We start from the raw sequence: 15,669 nt of genomic DNA, 5'->3' as shown, positions 1-15,669 counted from the left end.
CTCCACTGCTCAATAAATACCACGATATTTCAATGGCCAAGTTGTTAGGCGTTGTAGTGTGGTGCCATAATTAAAATTAAGACTATTGCGATTCAGGCCAATATTGATAGGTTGGTCGAAAATAAATATCGTTATCTGGTGGTCAGTCGTGAGCGAACTCGTCAGTTTACAGCCGAGCAGGCAGTGGAAGTATCTACAGCATCAAGGCAGACCATTCAAATGCAACGTGTTGTGAGTGAAGATGGTTCGGAAGTGCGGCTCTACTGTCATTCCAAACAACGGCAGGCGAAGGAAGCTGCCATGAATGCTCGTTTCACAAAGCGTTTTGAGGATGGTTTGCTCAAGATTGCGGAAGGTCTTTCAAAACCTGGAGGAACAAAAAAACGGGACAAAGTTTTGAATCGAATCGGTCGAATTCAGGAGAAAAGTTGCGGTATTGGTCAACACTACCGTATTGATGTTGTCCAGGATAAAGTGAGTGACGTTGTGACGGCTTTAAACTGGGAGCGGGTTCCTGTGGATGGCACGCGAATGACTCACCCCGGCGTCTATTGTCTGCGTACCAATGAATTACAGTGGGATGAAGTGACATTATGGCACACCTACACCATGTTAACTGATCTTGAAGCGGTATTCCGCAGTCTTAAGTCGGAGTTGGGAATGCGGCCAGTCTATCACCACAAGGAGGAACGAGCCGAAGGGCATTTATTTATCACAGTTCTTGCATACCAGGCAGTTCAGACTATTCGTCGAAAACTGAAAGGCAGCGGTATTAACGACAGTTGGACTTCCTTGCGCAAAATATTTTCAGGACAGCAAAGGATCACGGCTACATTCAGGCAGGAAGATGGAAGGACGCTCAATATACGCAAGACTATTGTAGCTGACCCCAGACTGAATAACCTCTACCAGGCACTTGGGATAACTTCTTCACCGGTGGGGCTTCGAAAAATGGTCAACTGATGCAAAATTATAGAAATGTAGTGCCACTGGAAAAATTTAATGCCGATATCTATCCGATATTAGGTCGTTTATATTTTACTGTGTTAAACATGGGCTAACCAAGAAAAGTCTCAGACTCTACTCCTTCAATGACCAATTCTTTAAAAATCCATCGTTTTTCCAATCGAATAGTGCAACCGCCCTGGCGAATATTAAGATTCTGTGGATACCAGATCGTGACACCATCAACCAATGCAGTCTCATATCTTTCTGTCAGGCCAGGTTTTCCCCGGCGGACCGCCGGGGTGCGGGTGGTTACTTGTCGCGCAGCACATCAGCCTCCACCGGAGTGGAATGTCTCCAGCCAAATGGTTATATCAGAGCCCTTTTTCTTTATATAATCAAGAGCATCGCATTTGATTCTAAACATGGTTGTACCCCTTTTTGAAGGCATCTGTGCTACGCTAAGAAAAAATCTGATACAACATTACTCCGGAATAGCTTCTTCTTTAGAAATGGCATCTTCTGACCAGTCTTTAAGCCTTCCCTGACTGTCCCATCCCCTTGCGGCATAATATTCCCGCAGAAGCTGGTTCATCTGAACAGGTGTGATCAGCTGGGAGGTTTCAGGAAGCATTTCCTTGTAAAACCTCTTTGGCAGCTGATCGTCGGCCATGGTCAAGCCTTCCTGCAGATTAAAACATCTGGTATCGTCGGTTACGTTACGTGCAACTTCGCGCATATCGTCCTCACTCAACTGGAGGCCGGTCACACTTTCTATTATTATCGCCAGCTCTCCCCATTGATAGAGATCGCGGAAGAAGCGACAGAGAATAAAAGTGTCAAAGATGGTGAGCCGATCCTCCCACTGGACAAAGGTTGCAGCCTTACCTTCAATCTGTTCAGGATCAACCATCCCGGAAAGTTCCGGCTTATAAAATGTCGCACGCAGATGGCAGGCGCCTCTTGCCGAAGTGCCGTAGGCTAGCCCCATACCTTTGAGAACCCTTGGATCATACCCGGCGGGTTCGAGACCTTTGACATGGATCGCTTGATCCTCCATACCCCACGCTTTAGCTGCGGTTTTGATACCTTGGGCGAGGACATCACCAATTCCACGTCGCGCAGAAATATCCTGTAAGAGTTGAGCTATGCTTTCTGTATCCCCATAGCTTATGGAGTAATCGACAAGACCCTGTTGTACCGCTTCAATGGTCAGACCCGCCAGATTGCCCGCCGTGATCGTATCCATACCCAGGCGGTCACAGAGATCATTAAGATAAACGATATCTTCAATATCTTTAACCTCACATAAGCCGCCAAAGGCATAAATAGTTTCATATTCCGGCCCCTCTACGGTAAGCCCTTTATGGGGACCTTCTTTGACCGTAGAAAGTCTTCCGCAGGCGATAAAACATTTCGAGCAGGCACTTGCTTTTACATCGCACCGCTCATGCAGGGCAGTGCTGTTAATACCCTCAACATGGTCAGACTTTCCCTTTCGCCAATATTTTGAGGGAAAGCCCCCGACATGGTTCATTATATCCACCAGCATCGGGGTTCCCTTGCTCTTATAGGCTTTTACTCCGGGATCATTTCGGGAGCGCTGGCTCATCACTCTATTGAATTCTTTGAGTATTGCTGGGTTTGCTATTTTCTTTTTGCAACTTCCCCGAAAAGCAATAGCTTTAACTTTTTTGGAGCCCATTACTGTACCAACACCCGTTCGGCCGGCACTTCGCCAATAGTCATTTTCAATCACGGCGAAAGTGACCAGCGATTCCCCGGCAGGACCAATACAGACAACACCACACTTGCCATTACCCGGCCTGTTTTCCTTTATCCAGCATTTGACGAAATCTTCTGTTTCATAAGTAGATTTGCCCCAAAGCTCATCTGCTGGATGGAAGATAACTGAGTTCTCAAAGACCTCTATCCAGACAGGCGTTTCCGAGGCACCATGCAAAGCAATCGCGTCATATCCTGTAGAGCTGATATGATCTGCGACCTTACCACCAGCATAAGATTCTGAATAATATCCGGTTTGTGGCGATTTGGTATACACCCCATAACGAGAGGAACCCCAAATTGAGGTGCCTGCAGTGGCACCATTTGCAAAAATAAGATTATTTGCCGGGCTTAAGGGGTTCACCTTTGCTGGATTATGCTTGAGCAGCAAATGAGTGGCTAGCCCTCGTCCCCCGAGACTGCGGCGCAATACTGCGTCATCTATTTTCTCTTCCTCAAATGATTGTTGAGAACAGTTAATCCTCAAAACTTTATTAAAAAACCCGTACATAACACCCTCTTTTAATCTGTCTTGTTGTCTGTAATGATTATTCCACCATCGGCCTAACAATATTTCGGCTATAGAACCTGACGGTATATCCCTTCCGCCTCATCTGCGGACATGGCTCTTGGGTTATTTGCAAGTAGCCTGGTAACTTTCATTACTCCTTCGGCTAACATTGGCAGATCAGAATCGGTAATCTTGAATTGACTCAGGCTTTTGGGTATTTCAAGATCTTCAGTAAGTGTGCGTAACGCATTGACTGCAGCCTGTGCTTTTTCCCGGAGGTTCATGCTGTCCGTTTTTTCCCCGAGTAGATCTGCAAGCTGCGCAAATTTATTGAGATTTCCAATCATGTTAAATTCCATTACAGGAACAAGCATTATACTGTTGGCAACACCGTGGGGGATATGAAATTCCGCACCAATGGGGTAGGCAAACGCATGCACAGCGGTAACACCGGCATTGGCAAAGGCCATACCTGCAAGCAGGCTGCCTTCAAGCAGTTTGCTTCTGGCCTCCATATCCGTTCCATTGGCATAGGCGGTACGGATATTTCCGGCGATAAGTACAATAGCCTCTCTTGCAAGCATATCTGTAAAACCGTATGAATTCTTTGAGGTGAACGCTTCGATAGCATGAATCAGCGCATCCATTCCTGTTGCCGCCGTTACCTTTGCAGGCAGTCCGACGGTGAGTTCTGGATCAAGCAATGCGAGAGTGGGAAATAGATAGGGACTGACGACGCCTTTTTTAAGTTTTTCAGCTTCATCTGAAAGAATAACGATGGGTGTTACCTCACTCCCTGTACCCGCAGTTGTTGGTATGATAATCGTTTTAAGACCGGGGTTTGGCACCAGGTCAATGCCAAAAAAATCATGTAAAGACCCTTCATTATTTGCTAAAATAGCTGATATCTTCGCAATATCAATGGCGGAACCGCCGCCTATTCCAATAACGATATCTGCACCAAATGTTTTCACCGCGACGGCCGCTTCGATAGCAATTTCGATTCGGGGATCCGGCTCCACCTTATCAAAACAATCAAAGGCGATATCTCCCTCTTGCAGTAATGTTTCTAATTGCCCTGCAATTCCTGCGGATACAATACCCGGGTCGGTAACAATAAATACCTTCTGACAACCTTGTCGCTTAATTTCTGGAACAATATTTTTGAGCGAACCAGCGCCCATGATGATACGTGGTGTAGTTTGAAATATCTGAGTTGTACTCATGATGGACCTCCAGGTCTATTGTTAGTCAGGAAACAAACAGAATGAACCCGACAAATCGTATGAAAACGCGTAACTTATGATTGCGTGTTGACGTGCTGACGCAAATCCTGCCGTGTTACAGTGCACTACAGTGATGTATGAACCCATCAATCTGAGAGATGGATCGGCAGCTCGTATTTCGCTAGCGCTATGCTAGAGCCAGGCAGCCTATAGCGTTATGTCTCGTTTGAAAGTATTTTCCGTTTTCCACCAGGGATTACAAAGGTTTTTGGGATAAACAGTGTAATGGTAGCTCCTGTAAATAAAAGCGTGCTAATGACATCCATAAGGGGCCATGCCATAAGGTCTTTACCTTGTAGATATATTGATATTACAAGTAAAACATTATACATGGCGCAGAACAGACGCCCCCAGCGACTCTTGTTAAAAACCAGCAGACAGCAGAGCCCGCCGATCCCTAGATGCATCAGAGAAATCGTCCCTTGGGCTATAGCCTGCCCAGCAACAAATACAATCCATGCAAGGGGTAACAGTATCGTTGCAGGGTGTACCTCTTTGGCAAATTCCCTGAATCCTCTTTTATTTATTTGTGACATATCGATCTCTTATAAAATTTGCGAAACCATAGGCAATTTCAGGATCAAGCTCCCGACAACGCTCTTTAATAAGGACAGGTAATTCAGTCGGAGCAACAATGGCCATCCTGTCATAGTCGCAAAGAGTTGATGGGTTGTTGTTGAAAGATACGAGGACTGGTTGAGGCAAATAGTCAATCTTAAACCATTTTTTCAGTATGATATTGACAAGATGACAGATACGCCAGGTGTTTCCGGTCAATGTTTCCAAAGGTTTATCATCTGCAAAGAGTACGTTGTTTTTTATCCGTAATTCCCCTTTGTGGGTGACCTTACTGATGACAAAAATGCCCCTTTTGGAAACAACCAGATGCTCAACACCGCAGAGTTCAAATATAAAATTATTAAACACGTGATAGGTATCGTCTAATTGGCCTAGAACCCCGATAACGCTCTTATCCATAGATAGGCACCGTTCATATGCCGCTGGCTGGAAAATACGTTGAAACGATCTTGGGTTAATCCTGGCATAGACAAAGACCAGCAATAGAGTCAGCGCAGCTCCCACTGTCCCTATTGTCATCAGTTCTGTCATCGTATCGTTACCACTGTCAAACATTATGCTGACCACAACAAAGGGAACCGCGAGTAAGATTCCCAGTGGAACAAGATCCTGCTTGAGACCCTTACGTTCTATTTTTCCAAAAACATTTGCCATGAACTTTCTCCCAGTCCCAGTCCGCCATAACAAAGCGGTCTGGAACAGTTTATCTTGAGGATATAGAGGATAGCATCAACCAGTTTACAGGATTTATGCAGGCATTTTGGTTGCCACTTCATCAATCTTTTTGTCTTCACTTTCCGCTAACTTTTTAGCAGCCGCTTCCGCAACTTCCTGTCTGATCTTCTCAGGTGAATTACCTGGAAAAACAGGTTCTTCCACCATGTAGGCGTTGTCTTTTTTGCCACCGAGATAGATAAGGAGACTCATGACGATTGCAGCACCGAGCCCCCATGCAGCACCGCGGGTTGCGAGAATTGCTCCAGAAACGCCAGCAATACCCAGATCATTAAATGATCTTGCTTTCAGTACACCAATACGAACACTGACATAGCCTTGGATTAACATGGTCGAGGCAAGGCCAATACCAAGAATGGGTTTGATTGTGGAAATTATCGGGGCCAGGAAGTATCCCGTCCAGGTACCAAAGCGAAATGACGCAGCAGCACCATGAATTGAATCCATAGCCGCAGGGCCATGCTTGTATCTCTCACAGATAACAACCTGCATTGCCGCCCAAAGGGGGCCGCACATGGAGATGTCCGGTCCAATGATACTCATGACAGAGTTCCGGGCACCGAAAATGATGTGGGAGCGATTTGGGTCGTAATTAATGTCTTCATCCGGCCGATATTTATTTGCATCTTCTAAAAGAGCCTGAGTTTGAATAACATCACCAAAGACGACGATATAGGCACTGATCACCATAGGAATTGAAGCAAGAAACATCTCAAATGGTGGCACAGGTATAGCACCAAGCATAGTAAAATCTCTAAACAATCCAACAAAATCAGGAGAATTAAAGATATTCCCATCATATGTTGGCCATGGAATTTCACCAGTCAAAGGGCCTACAAAAATAGCGAGCGCAAGTGCTGGCATCATTCCAAGATTAGAGAGGTAATACAGCGCCTTATTCTTGTGCTTAATTTTTTTGAAGTGTTCAGAAAACAGGAGATAAAATGCTAGTCCTACACAGATTACAACAGTCCAGGGAAAGCTATCAAAGCTTTTTAGCTCATTTCCTGGTTTGAAAACCAGCATAATTGCCGCAAAACCTGCACCAAGCAAAATCCCGGATTGGACGGCGTTGGGTATAAAGCGCATCACCTTTTTAGCTAATCCGGAAAACCCTATAAACATACAGAATACGCCGAACATCAGCTGAAAAGCGATGAGCGCCTGCATTCGCTCAACACCTGGAGCGAAGGTCTCTACATAAACTATTAACAATGGAATCGCCGGGGTAACCCAACCGGGAACAACCGGGTCTCCAAAGGTAACATGAGCCAAATACAATGTTCCATTTAAAATGACGATCGCCAAAGCCACTTCGAACGACATCCCTAATTTACCGGTGAGCACTGGTATAATTGCCAGACAGACCGTACACATCAACAAACCTTGCAGATAATCTGCGAATTCAAAACGATAGTGGATAAATGGCAGCCTGAGGGTCAATGGACCCATCTTGACACCAGGTTGAATCCCACCATACTCGCGCTTCTGTCTCATGTTACACGCCTCCTTCTTGAAAAATTTCGGTTAGTCACATTTTTGAAGATGATTCAGCTGCTGTATCTGTCTAGACACATGAGCTAGAGCAATAACCATGCCGAAAAAGAATGTTGAAAAAGGACTCTCGGTGTATTTGTTAATGAAATCATACACTAAGAATTAGTAACAATACTCTCTGAAAGGGTGTCGCCACTCGTTTTGATACTGGCTAGTATCGCTGATAAACGTCGATATTCCAGGTAGGTAGCCGGAAATAGGATGGATTATATGAAATGTATACAATTGTGAAGGCGGTAGTGCGACGATATACATGCAGACAACTACAGTAATGCAGCATCATTTTATAGATAATGGAGCCGCTACACCCTTTAGTTTGTCTAGTAAAACAGACAATATTGGTATGAAAAAAAACGCCTTATTATGAGCAGGCATATCGTCCTGCCGGAACTTGAATTGGGTAAAGAGAACCGATGCATAAATGCATTAATATTGTTTTTTTTCTGAGTATTAAACAAATAATAGCAGGTGGTTAAGTGTTGCAATGCACTCATGCATCGATGCAGTTTAGCATCAAATACTTTCTGTTTTTCTAACCTTAGGCCTTCACGAGTCGAGGTTACCCGATCGTCTGAGTGAGAGGTGTTTGTCTTTATGCTAATATGCCAATTACTAAAACTATGAGCAACGGCACGGTATATTGATTTGCCGGAGGCAGGATTGGTGATAAAAAATTAAACCAGGGTCTTACAGATGGACCAGATAGAAGAAGCACATGTCTATTGTATTATATGGTTTCAGGGTGATACCTGTAAAAACATACAAAGTTTATAAAGTCTGAATCCTAAGATAGACCATAGCGCTTCATCTTGCGAACAATTGTAGATTGATTAACACCCAGAGCCCGGGCGGTTTTGTGTGTACTCCCGTGCGTCTTCAACGCATCCTCAATTATCTGTTTTTCCACCTTCTCTAGAGTAAACCGCAGTGAACCTTCTTCGACTGATGTTTTTGATTGTACATGGCCGCTGCGTATATTTTCTGGCAGGTCTTTAACACTGATGATATCGCCTCCTGTGGTAACGACAATACGCTCGATAGTGTTAATTAATTCACGGACGTTACCGGGCCAATCATGATCATACATCAACGCATGGGCTCTCGGGGACAACTGTTTGCTAAAACCATACTGTTGATTGAACTTTTCGAGAAAATGGTAAACAAAGGTAGGAATTGCCTCTTTACGCTCGCGCAAGGGTGGTATCACCACAGGAACCACATTGAGCCTGAAAAACAGATCCTTTCTGAACTGTCCTGAAGCAACCATTTTTTTAAGATCGCGGTTCGTGGCAGCGACAATGCGTACATCTACGGGAACAACAGTATTACTCCCCACTCTGGTCACTTCTTTTGACTGCAGTACACGTAATAATTTTGCCTGGGCAGGCAGGGGCATCTCACCAATCTCATCTAAAAATATTGTTCCACCTTTCGCTGCTTCGAAAATGCCAACCTTGCCATGCTTGCTTGCACCGGTGAAGGCTGCCGGGGCATATCCAAAGAGTTCGGACTCAAAAAGATGTTCAGGAATAGTAACACAACTAATCTTAATGCATGGTTTATCCCTACGGGGACTGTGTTTGTGTACCAGATCGGCAAAAACTTCCTTACCTACCCCTGATTCACCATGCACCATGATGGTTGTGTCCACCTGGGCCAAACGTATTGCCAGTTTGTTGATTTCCTGCATTTTTTTGGATTTAATCACGACTGTAGACTCGGTATCCCGGATTTGCCGTAATTTTTCCAGTTCATGTTGATATTCAGTGCGTAGCTGTTCTTCCTTGATCAACCGCTTTTGTAAATTATAGAGTTCCGAAACATCGCGAACACTTGTAACAACAAGAGAAACCTCACCGTCTTTATCAATAATGGGGGTTCCGGTGGCCATAACTCTTCTCCCGGTTTTCACCGTCTGCATGAGCGTCTTAGGCCGCTTACTCTCGAGTACAAGCAGGGTGACAGATTCACTGAAAAAGCCTTCATCCACCAGCTCCCTGGTCGTACGATTGAGGACGTCTTCACGCCGTATACCTGTAATCCGCTCATAGGCAGTATTCACACGTATGGTTCGACCCTTGCCATCAGTTACGTAGATTCCGTCAAAGCATGAATCGATAATGCCCTTCATTTCAGAGTTAAGTCGCTTTGTCTGTTCTAATTCGTCGGCAATGGATTCCAATTCTGAAACGTCCTGCAGTACGGCGACCGCACCGATCACTCTACCTTCATCCAGGATTGGTGTTCGATTCGACATGTACACCTTGCCACCTATTTTGGTCTTTTGCACAGCCTCTGTCTTACCGCTCTGCAGCACCATTCTCAGCCTTGAGCTTGAAAAGAACTCTTCAACATTTTTCCCAAGCATATCGACAACGTCGGAGCGTACGTTCCTCGCCATTGCCTGATTGCAAAAAAGAATTTTACCATCGGCATCAACGGCCAAAATAGGGTTGTAGGTTGAGTCGAGAATACAATGCTGCAGCCGGATATGTTCCTTGTGATCCATGCCATGAATACCTAATTGAGGCGAAGAAAAATTAGCATTCTCACTTTTTGTCATTGTAATTGCTCTAGAGTTGATGGTTCTTGGCTATGTGCTTCACATGAAAGTACAGTTACCAAATTTTGTCCCAGATTGATGCCTGGTGGCAAATCATGTTTTTTTGGGAAAAAAGGGCTTTGGAGGATCGTGTTCATCACTTGTAGCTTCGTCGTCGTGAGGTGGTCAACAGATAATGGATACTTTTCTTAAGCTGCGTTTTCTAATGTCATCATTTGTTCGAACTCCATAGGACTGAAATACTTCAAATAAGAGTGATGCTTCTTGCTATTGCAATACATCTCTATGTAAGTCGTACCTGATCCATAAAAAAAGCAGCTGCCGTCTTATCGTGTTTTGAGATGTCTTACTGATTCTATTGATTCTTCTTTATTCTCTTTGACCTCAACGTTTGGAATACTCATTTCAAGCGATTCGGCCTTACTGAAACCGCTCATGTGGAATATGCGGCATTTGCATCCAAAAGTTTCCCTTTATCTGAGTCAGTTGAGTTTATCAGAGTTAACCATAGAGATTTAACAACCACCCCTAAAAGGGGTGGACTAAAGGCGACCCTATGAGGGTAACTTATTACCAGAGCTTTAGTTGCTCAACTCTTCTATCTTTCTTACGTATTGTCGAATCCTTTTTTGATCAAGACCAACTGTGCTTAGGCAATAACCTTTGGCCCAAAAATGTCTTACCCAGTACCACTTTTTCAGTTCAAGATGTTTACCGAAAATCTTGATTGCAGATTTTCCTTTGAGAAAACCTACTACTTCTGATACTACAAATTTCGGCGGAACTGACAATAACAAATGGTCATGGTCCTCCTGGATATTCATTTCCAATATCTCAAGTTTTTTCCAATCACACAATTGCCGCAGTAAGTCGCCAACTGACCTCTGCAGGGCTCCGTTCAATATTTTGAAACGATATTTCGGACACCAAATCACATGATATTTGCACTACCATACTGCATGTGCTAGCTTTTGTAGTTCACTCACTGAATTTAGTACAGAAATATTGGAAAGGATACGAGAAGAGAACACAAATGGCAAGATTAAGCCTTTAAGCAAAGTCGCAAACATCACCTTCTGATCAGCTAAATTCAGCTACTGATCAATGATATTAATATTGCCACAACAAAGGTAGTCTGTCAGGTCACTGACTAAAATTAAAGGTGTTTCCTGTTAGGATTTTACTCTGACCAAATCCTGACAACAAAATTGCAACATGTTCCATGAACATCTTGATCTCAGTTGTAGGAAGGCATAGTGATCTTCCTAAACCATTTTATCACGAGCGCTTCATTCTCCAACTACAGCATCCCAAATCCCCTCAATCTATTATCTTCTCCCACTACGTAAAAAACCATATGCGGCACCGACAAAACCTCCAGCTAAATGGCTGAATTGTGATATATTGTCAACTTTTACACTTGAGGCGATCTCACCACCGATATATAGAACCGCAATTATAATAAACGTAAGGGGAATTTCCTTGGATTTGATATTTGAAAAGGAACCCAACAACACCAGCATAAAAGCTATGCCACTTCCGCCAATAAGGGAATTTGAAAAGAGAAAAGCATTCAGCACAGCAGTGGAAATTGCAGTAACCAAAACCATCTCCAAGAGCTTGCCTGAACCGTACTTTTCTTCAAGCAAGGGGCCGACAAGAAGAATGATCATCATATTCCCGATGAGATGACTCCAATTACCATGCCCTGCAATATATGAAATTGACCTTAGATAAAAATATGGATCTGCAAAAGACAGGTTTGCTGGCGATGAAAATAATTTTCCCATATTGGCATATCCTGCAAATGCTAAAGCACATATGGACAATATGGCGTAGGTCAGAATTATAGGTGCGTTATATTTGATTCTCACTTTATCAGCATTTTCAATGCACTAGTCGACAGCTAACAGTTTAGTTTATTCTTCTGAATTTATTGGGGTAACTTTATCACCTAAACCAGACAGGTGCCATCAGATTATACAGTGGTGCAATGGTTAAGGATTGCTTTTTTACAGATACCGATAACGTCCCATGACCGGTTATGGTAACACCAACCAGTAAAGAAACAGGAATAGTGTTAAGCTAAAGGGTAAATCAGAACTGTTTACCTTTGGTTTGGCAATGTTAAGAGCAAGATTCTGTTCCTCAAATTACCTGCTCTTTGGTAAGTTTTACTCTGCAGTTGCTCCATTTTACCCATCTTTATTCAAGTAGGAAGATCTACCCTGTCGGTAACAAGGTTAAAACCATTGGGATACTCTCGGTTTTGAACTGCCATTGCTAATCTTCGATTCGTTTTCATGATCCTACATAATGTATACCGCTATGCGATTAAAGCGCTACCTGATAACGGTAAACTCCTTACGGGGTCATTCATTCGCTCTTCGAAATATGGTGCGGTTGCGGTGATTCGATTGTTATTCGCCGCATTATCTGCGGATTTTAATAGCCCTTGCGGTAAATAGTCGGTATAATCACCGCATATTGTAAGGAGATTGTATATGTGGATTCACGAAGAGAAAGATTGGCCAAATTTCATTTGGGACGATAAAGCCCTCACACTCCTACTAGCAGAGGCTCGGCATAAGCAGGGGCGTTTATTGGGTAAGATGGAAGCATTAGGTTTTCCGATTAGGCAGGAGGCTAGCCTGAATATCCTCACAGCTGATGTTGTAACCTCGTCAGCCATAGAGGGTGAAAGACTTGATACTGATGAGGTTCGTTCTTCTATTGCCCGAAGATTAGGTATTCCATTACAAAACGACAAGCCTGTGGGCCGCGATGTTGAAGGTATTGTTGAGATGATGTTGGATGCGACACAAAACTTCGATCAGGCTTTGACCGAAGAGCGCTTGTTCGACTGGCATGCGGCTTTGTTTCCGACAGGTCGAAGCGGTATGCACCGTATCACTGTTGGTGCTTGGCGGCCTGCAAAAGCAGGCCCTATGCAGGTTGTCTCTGGGCCTATAGGACTTGAAACGGTGCATTATGAGGCCCCGGATGCATCCAGGATTGATGCAGAAATGACGGAATTTCTCTTGTGGTTTGAAACTGAGTTGAAGCTCGACCCAATGCTCAAAGCAGGTATTGCCCATTTATGGTTTGTCTCCATTCATCCATTTGAAGATGGCAACGGACGGATTGCGCGTGCAATTGCAGATATGGCTCTGGCAAGGGCCGATGGAACGTCCAATCGCTTTTATTCCATGTCCAGGCAGATTGAGAAGGAACGCAAAGCATATTACATGCAACTTGAGAGACAACAAAAAGGTCGTGTCGATATTACAGCCTGGCTATTATGGTTTCTAGATTGTGTTTCTCATGCTATTGATAATGCAAAAGATACACTGTCCTCAATTCTTTCTAAGGCGGAACTATGGAGCCGAATTAACCTTGCCCCTGTAAATGAGCGACAGCGTTTAATTATTAATCGTATGCTCGATAATTTTAAGGGATACATGACCACATCGAAATATTCAAAGTTAGCCAAGTGCTCATCGGACACTGCACTCAGGGATATACGGGAACTTGTTGCCCGTCACATCCTGCTTCAAAATCCAGGCGGAGGAAGAAGTACAAGCTACCGCTTGGTTACGGCAGAAGAATTGGAACCATCTGGTGATGGTTGATAAAAATAGCGAGAATAGGTCGTGATAGGAAGTATTTAAGACAAACGAAAAAACAAGGTTTGTTGCTTTCTTTCCATCTGGAATTTAGTAAAATCGCTGTCGTTCCCCTCATGTTGAAATTTTCTTTGGTAAGCTCTTCATTGTAGTTGCTCCATTTCTTATCAATTTCAATCAAATAGTTGGGTCTACCAGTACAGGAAATCTTAACCTACTTGTGCTACATGTTGTTTGAGCACCAAGTGAGAATCTTTAAACACTATGTTACGGGTAATGCCGTGGTGTCAAGCCTTTTGCCTAACAGATTACTCTTTTGTATGAATACACAGGGTAAGCGTGATCTATAGGTAATCCTCAAAATGGTCATCCCACTTTATACTGTCCCCTGCAACTAGGGTTTTTAGAATTTTTATTTCACCCCTACCGAAAGCTATAAAACCTAAATCCTGTTTGATAGGGCTTTAACTGAGGAAAGGAAAAAACTATGACATTGACAGCATGTCGCCTGTAGGCTACAGTAAATAGTATGGAATTCAAGATTAAGAAAACAAAAAAATTTGACACCTGGCTGAAGCAACTCAAGGATCGTAAAGCGGTTTTAAATATACTTCAAAGAATTGACCGGGCCAGCCTTGGAAATTTTGGAGATCACGAACCAGTAGGAAGCGGTGTCTACGAAATGCGCGTGCATATAGGCCCTGGATACAGGGTGTATTACACAATCCGCAACAACAAAATTATCTTTTTGCTCCAGGGCGGCAACAAGTCTACCCAAAAGAAAGATATAAATAAAGCCAAGACTCTGGCTAAAAATATATAGGAGGATATTATGACAAAAACAAGCAAACATAATCCTTTTGATTACCTCGAAACAAACGAAGAAATCAACGAATACCTCAACAACGCCTACATGGACGATGATCCTAGAATGTTCATCATCGCCCTCGGCTATCTCGCCAAAAAAAGAGGCATGACGGAGATCGCAGCAAAAACAGGGATGAACAGAGCAAGCTTATACAAAGCCCTTTCAGGCAAAGGTAATCCTCACTTTAAAACAATTAGCAAAGTTTCCAAAGCCCTAGGCTGTCGCCTTGCTATAGCGTAACACTAAAACATAAAAAAGCTGAGTCAGGTAACGCTGTTTCAGCTTTGGTATTGCCGTGATATCTTCGACTTTGCCTAACGCACCTCACCTAAGAAAACAGAAAATTTTATTTTTCCTGAGAATGGTTGTAAATGGAGCAATATTGCGAATGTGGGGATCGAAGAGATTCTTTGGTTATATATGATCTGCAGTTACTCCATTTATGAACAATTTTATTGAAATAGTCACGTCTACCTTGTCAGGACGAAGGAGAGTGGTCTGCTAACCTAGTTTGATAGGAGGAGGTGTTGCCTGAGTATCCGCTTTACAATTCAACTATTTGTTTTATTCGTGAGAGGATTGTTGGAACTCTGGATTGGCTCGCCCCATCCGATGGAAGATGACCAGGAAGCGCCTCATGAAATAGATGACTGTCTAAAAGCTCCTGGAAATTTTCAACCAGATGCTTTCGTAATGCAATTCCAGCCTGACCGATCTCTCCCACCACTTCGGGTCTTCCGTCCAATACCGTCACTATATCCTCCATGTCATGGCTCATCAGGTAATCACCTTCGCCCCGGTTTCTGAAGGCTGCCAACTTACATGCGAGGAAATATGGTGCTGTGATCATGTAGATGCGCTTCCCTGATGGCAAAGATTGGAGCGTTGCCGCTTCGAAGGCTTCTTTATACCATTCGCTCCCGAAACCAAGTAATTCTGGATTAGTCGGCATAACATCCAAGAGAAGGCCACCTGCTTTCCATCGGCAAATTGGAGCATTCTCACTGCTGTCTTCTTGGAAACCTCCTGATCGCAACTTTTCAGCCAACAGATAATATTCAGTCATGGTCGCTACCTCAGTAATGACCGGTAGGTGTCAAGATAGTTTTCGCCTCATTTGCTCATTTACAAAGATTAATTTGGCATCCTTGTAATAATCCGCTTCAGCAAAAGCCAACTCTTCCGACGAACATCCAGTTGGGGCCCATTCTCAG

At 43.7% G+C, this 15,669-nt stretch carries 15 protein-coding genes; 4 read left to right on the top strand and 11 right to left on the bottom strand.

From position 1 onward, the window contains the following. Positions 1–111 precede the first annotated feature (111 nt). Positions 112–963, top strand: a complete 852-nt coding sequence (locus tag FCL48_RS23295; RefSeq protein WP_205747806.1) for a hypothetical protein — start codon at positions 112–114, stop codon at positions 961–963. A 94-nt stretch (positions 964–1,057) separates the two neighbouring features. On the opposite strand, the gene FCL48_RS26030 is transcribed toward FCL48_RS23295, so the two are convergent. From FCL48_RS26030 to FCL48_RS23255, 10 genes are all read right to left on the bottom strand, one after another. Next, positions 1,058–1,372 (bottom strand): CC/Se motif family (seleno)protein, encoded by a 315-nt coding sequence (locus tag FCL48_RS26030; RefSeq protein ID WP_371418694.1) that lies wholly within the window; start codon positions 1,370–1,372, stop codon positions 1,058–1,060. A 57-nt stretch (positions 1,373–1,429) separates the two neighbouring features. After that, on the bottom strand, positions 1,430–3,241 hold the full coding sequence (locus FCL48_RS23290; RefSeq protein WP_136876240.1) for an aldehyde ferredoxin oxidoreductase family protein: 1,812 nt from the start codon (positions 3,239–3,241) through the stop codon (positions 1,430–1,432). 68 nt (positions 3,242–3,309) lie between these two features. Then, positions 3,310–4,467, bottom strand: a complete 1,158-nt coding sequence (locus FCL48_RS23285) for an iron-containing alcohol dehydrogenase (protein WP_136876238.1) — start codon at positions 4,465–4,467, stop codon at positions 3,310–3,312. Positions 4,468–4,682: 215 nt separating this feature from the next. Next, entirely contained in the window at positions 4,683–5,063 is a 381-nt protein-coding gene (locus FCL48_RS23280; RefSeq protein ID WP_136876236.1) for a hypothetical protein, read from the bottom strand. Then, positions 5,047–5,760, bottom strand: a complete 714-nt coding sequence (locus FCL48_RS23275; RefSeq protein ID WP_136876234.1) for a hypothetical protein — start codon at positions 5,758–5,760, stop codon at positions 5,047–5,049. The genes FCL48_RS23280 and FCL48_RS23275 overlap by 17 nt, the downstream gene beginning before the upstream one ends. 93 nt (positions 5,761–5,853) lie before the next feature. Further along, positions 5,854–7,338, bottom strand: a complete 1,485-nt coding sequence (locus FCL48_RS23270) for a hypothetical protein (protein ID WP_136876232.1) — start codon at positions 7,336–7,338, stop codon at positions 5,854–5,856. An 844-nt stretch (positions 7,339–8,182) separates the two neighbouring features. Continuing rightward, entirely contained in the window at positions 8,183–9,961 is a 1,779-nt protein-coding gene (locus FCL48_RS23265) for a sigma 54-interacting transcriptional regulator (RefSeq protein ID WP_136876230.1), read from the bottom strand. Positions 9,962–10,149: 188 nt separating this feature from the next. Then, positions 10,150–10,242 (bottom strand): hypothetical protein, encoded by a 93-nt coding sequence (locus tag FCL48_RS26025; RefSeq protein WP_371418693.1) that lies wholly within the window; start codon positions 10,240–10,242, stop codon positions 10,150–10,152. A 300-nt stretch (positions 10,243–10,542) separates the two neighbouring features. Continuing rightward, positions 10,543–10,896, bottom strand: coding sequence for an IS200/IS605 family transposase (gene tnpA, locus FCL48_RS26020; protein ID WP_136876228.1), 354 nt, complete (start codon positions 10,894–10,896; stop codon positions 10,543–10,545). 393 nt (positions 10,897–11,289) lie between these two features. Beyond that, positions 11,290–11,751: a rhomboid family intramembrane serine protease gene (locus FCL48_RS23255; protein WP_240744934.1), complete on the bottom strand. Its 462-nt coding sequence runs from the start codon at positions 11,749–11,751 to the stop codon at positions 11,290–11,292. Positions 11,752–12,465: 714 nt separating this feature from the next. On the opposite strand from FCL48_RS23255, the gene FCL48_RS23250 reads away from it, so the two are divergent. The 3 genes from FCL48_RS23250 (at position 12,466) to FCL48_RS23240 (ending at position 14,695) form a co-directional block, all read left to right on the top strand. After that, positions 12,466–13,593, top strand: coding sequence for a Fic family protein (locus FCL48_RS23250; protein WP_136876224.1), 1,128 nt, complete (start codon positions 12,466–12,468; stop codon positions 13,591–13,593). A 523-nt stretch (positions 13,594–14,116) separates the two neighbouring features. Continuing rightward, a complete protein-coding gene (locus tag FCL48_RS23245) occupies positions 14,117–14,410 on the top strand; it encodes a type II toxin-antitoxin system RelE/ParE family toxin (protein ID WP_136876222.1) in 294 nt (97 codons plus the stop codon). 9 nt (positions 14,411–14,419) lie between these two features. Next, positions 14,420–14,695: an addiction module antidote protein gene (locus FCL48_RS23240; protein WP_205747805.1), complete on the top strand. Its 276-nt coding sequence runs from the start codon at positions 14,420–14,422 to the stop codon at positions 14,693–14,695. A gap of 304 nt (positions 14,696–14,999) precedes the next feature. Here the strand turns inward: FCL48_RS23240 and FCL48_RS23235 are convergent, their stop codons facing one another. After that, the gene (locus FCL48_RS23235; protein WP_136876218.1) at positions 15,000–15,521 is read right to left on the bottom strand and encodes a hypothetical protein; all 522 of its coding nucleotides are present in this window, start codon (positions 15,519–15,521) and stop codon (positions 15,000–15,002) included. Between the last annotated feature and the right edge of the window lie 148 nt (positions 15,522–15,669).

It is taken from the genome of Desulforhopalus sp. IMCC35007 (assembly GCF_005116575.1).
In the GTDB taxonomy this organism is placed as follows: Bacteria; Desulfobacterota; Desulfobulbia; order Desulfobulbales; family Desulfocapsaceae; genus Desulforhopalus_A.
Note: the sequence above shows the minus strand (reverse complement) of the source record. Positions and strands in the feature narration are given on the sequence as shown.

What these genes read in the sequence shown, in the direction of transcription:
- FCL48_RS23290 (WP_136876240.1), bottom strand. Translation starts at nt 3,241, where the DNA reads ATGTACGGGTTTTTTAATAAAGTTTTGAGGATTAACTGTTCTCAACAA.
- FCL48_RS23285 (WP_136876238.1), bottom strand. Translation starts at nt 4,467, where the DNA reads ATGAGTACAACTCAGATATTTCAAACTACACCACGTATCATCATGGGC.
- FCL48_RS23280 (WP_136876236.1), bottom strand. Translation starts at nt 5,063, where the DNA reads ATGTCACAAATAAATAAAAGAGGATTCAGGGAATTTGCCAAAGAGGTA.
- FCL48_RS23275 (WP_136876234.1), bottom strand. Translation starts at nt 5,760, where the DNA reads ATGGCAAATGTTTTTGGAAAAATAGAACGTAAGGGTCTCAAGCAGGAT.
- FCL48_RS23270 (WP_136876232.1), bottom strand. Translation starts at nt 7,338, where the DNA reads ATGAGACAGAAGCGCGAGTATGGTGGGATTCAACCTGGTGTCAAGATG.
- FCL48_RS23265 (WP_136876230.1), bottom strand. Translation starts at nt 9,961, where the DNA reads ATGACAAAAAGTGAGAATGCTAATTTTTCTTCGCCTCAATTAGGTATT.
- FCL48_RS26025 (WP_371418693.1), bottom strand. Translation starts at nt 10,242, where the DNA reads ATGTATTGCAATAGCAAGAAGCATCACTCTTATTTGAAGTATTTCAGT.
- FCL48_RS23255 (WP_240744934.1), bottom strand. Translation starts at nt 11,751, where the DNA reads ATGGGAAAATTATTTTCATCGCCAGCAAACCTGTCTTTTGCAGATCCA.
- FCL48_RS23250 (WP_136876224.1), top strand. Translation starts at nt 12,466, where the DNA reads ATGTGGATTCACGAAGAGAAAGATTGGCCAAATTTCATTTGGGACGAT.
- FCL48_RS23245 (WP_136876222.1), top strand. Translation starts at nt 14,117, where the DNA reads ATGGAATTCAAGATTAAGAAAACAAAAAAATTTGACACCTGGCTGAAG.
- FCL48_RS23240 (WP_205747805.1), top strand. Translation starts at nt 14,420, where the DNA reads ATGACAAAAACAAGCAAACATAATCCTTTTGATTACCTCGAAACAAAC.
- FCL48_RS23235 (WP_136876218.1), bottom strand. Translation starts at nt 15,521, where the DNA reads ATGACTGAATATTATCTGTTGGCTGAAAAGTTGCGATCAGGAGGTTTC.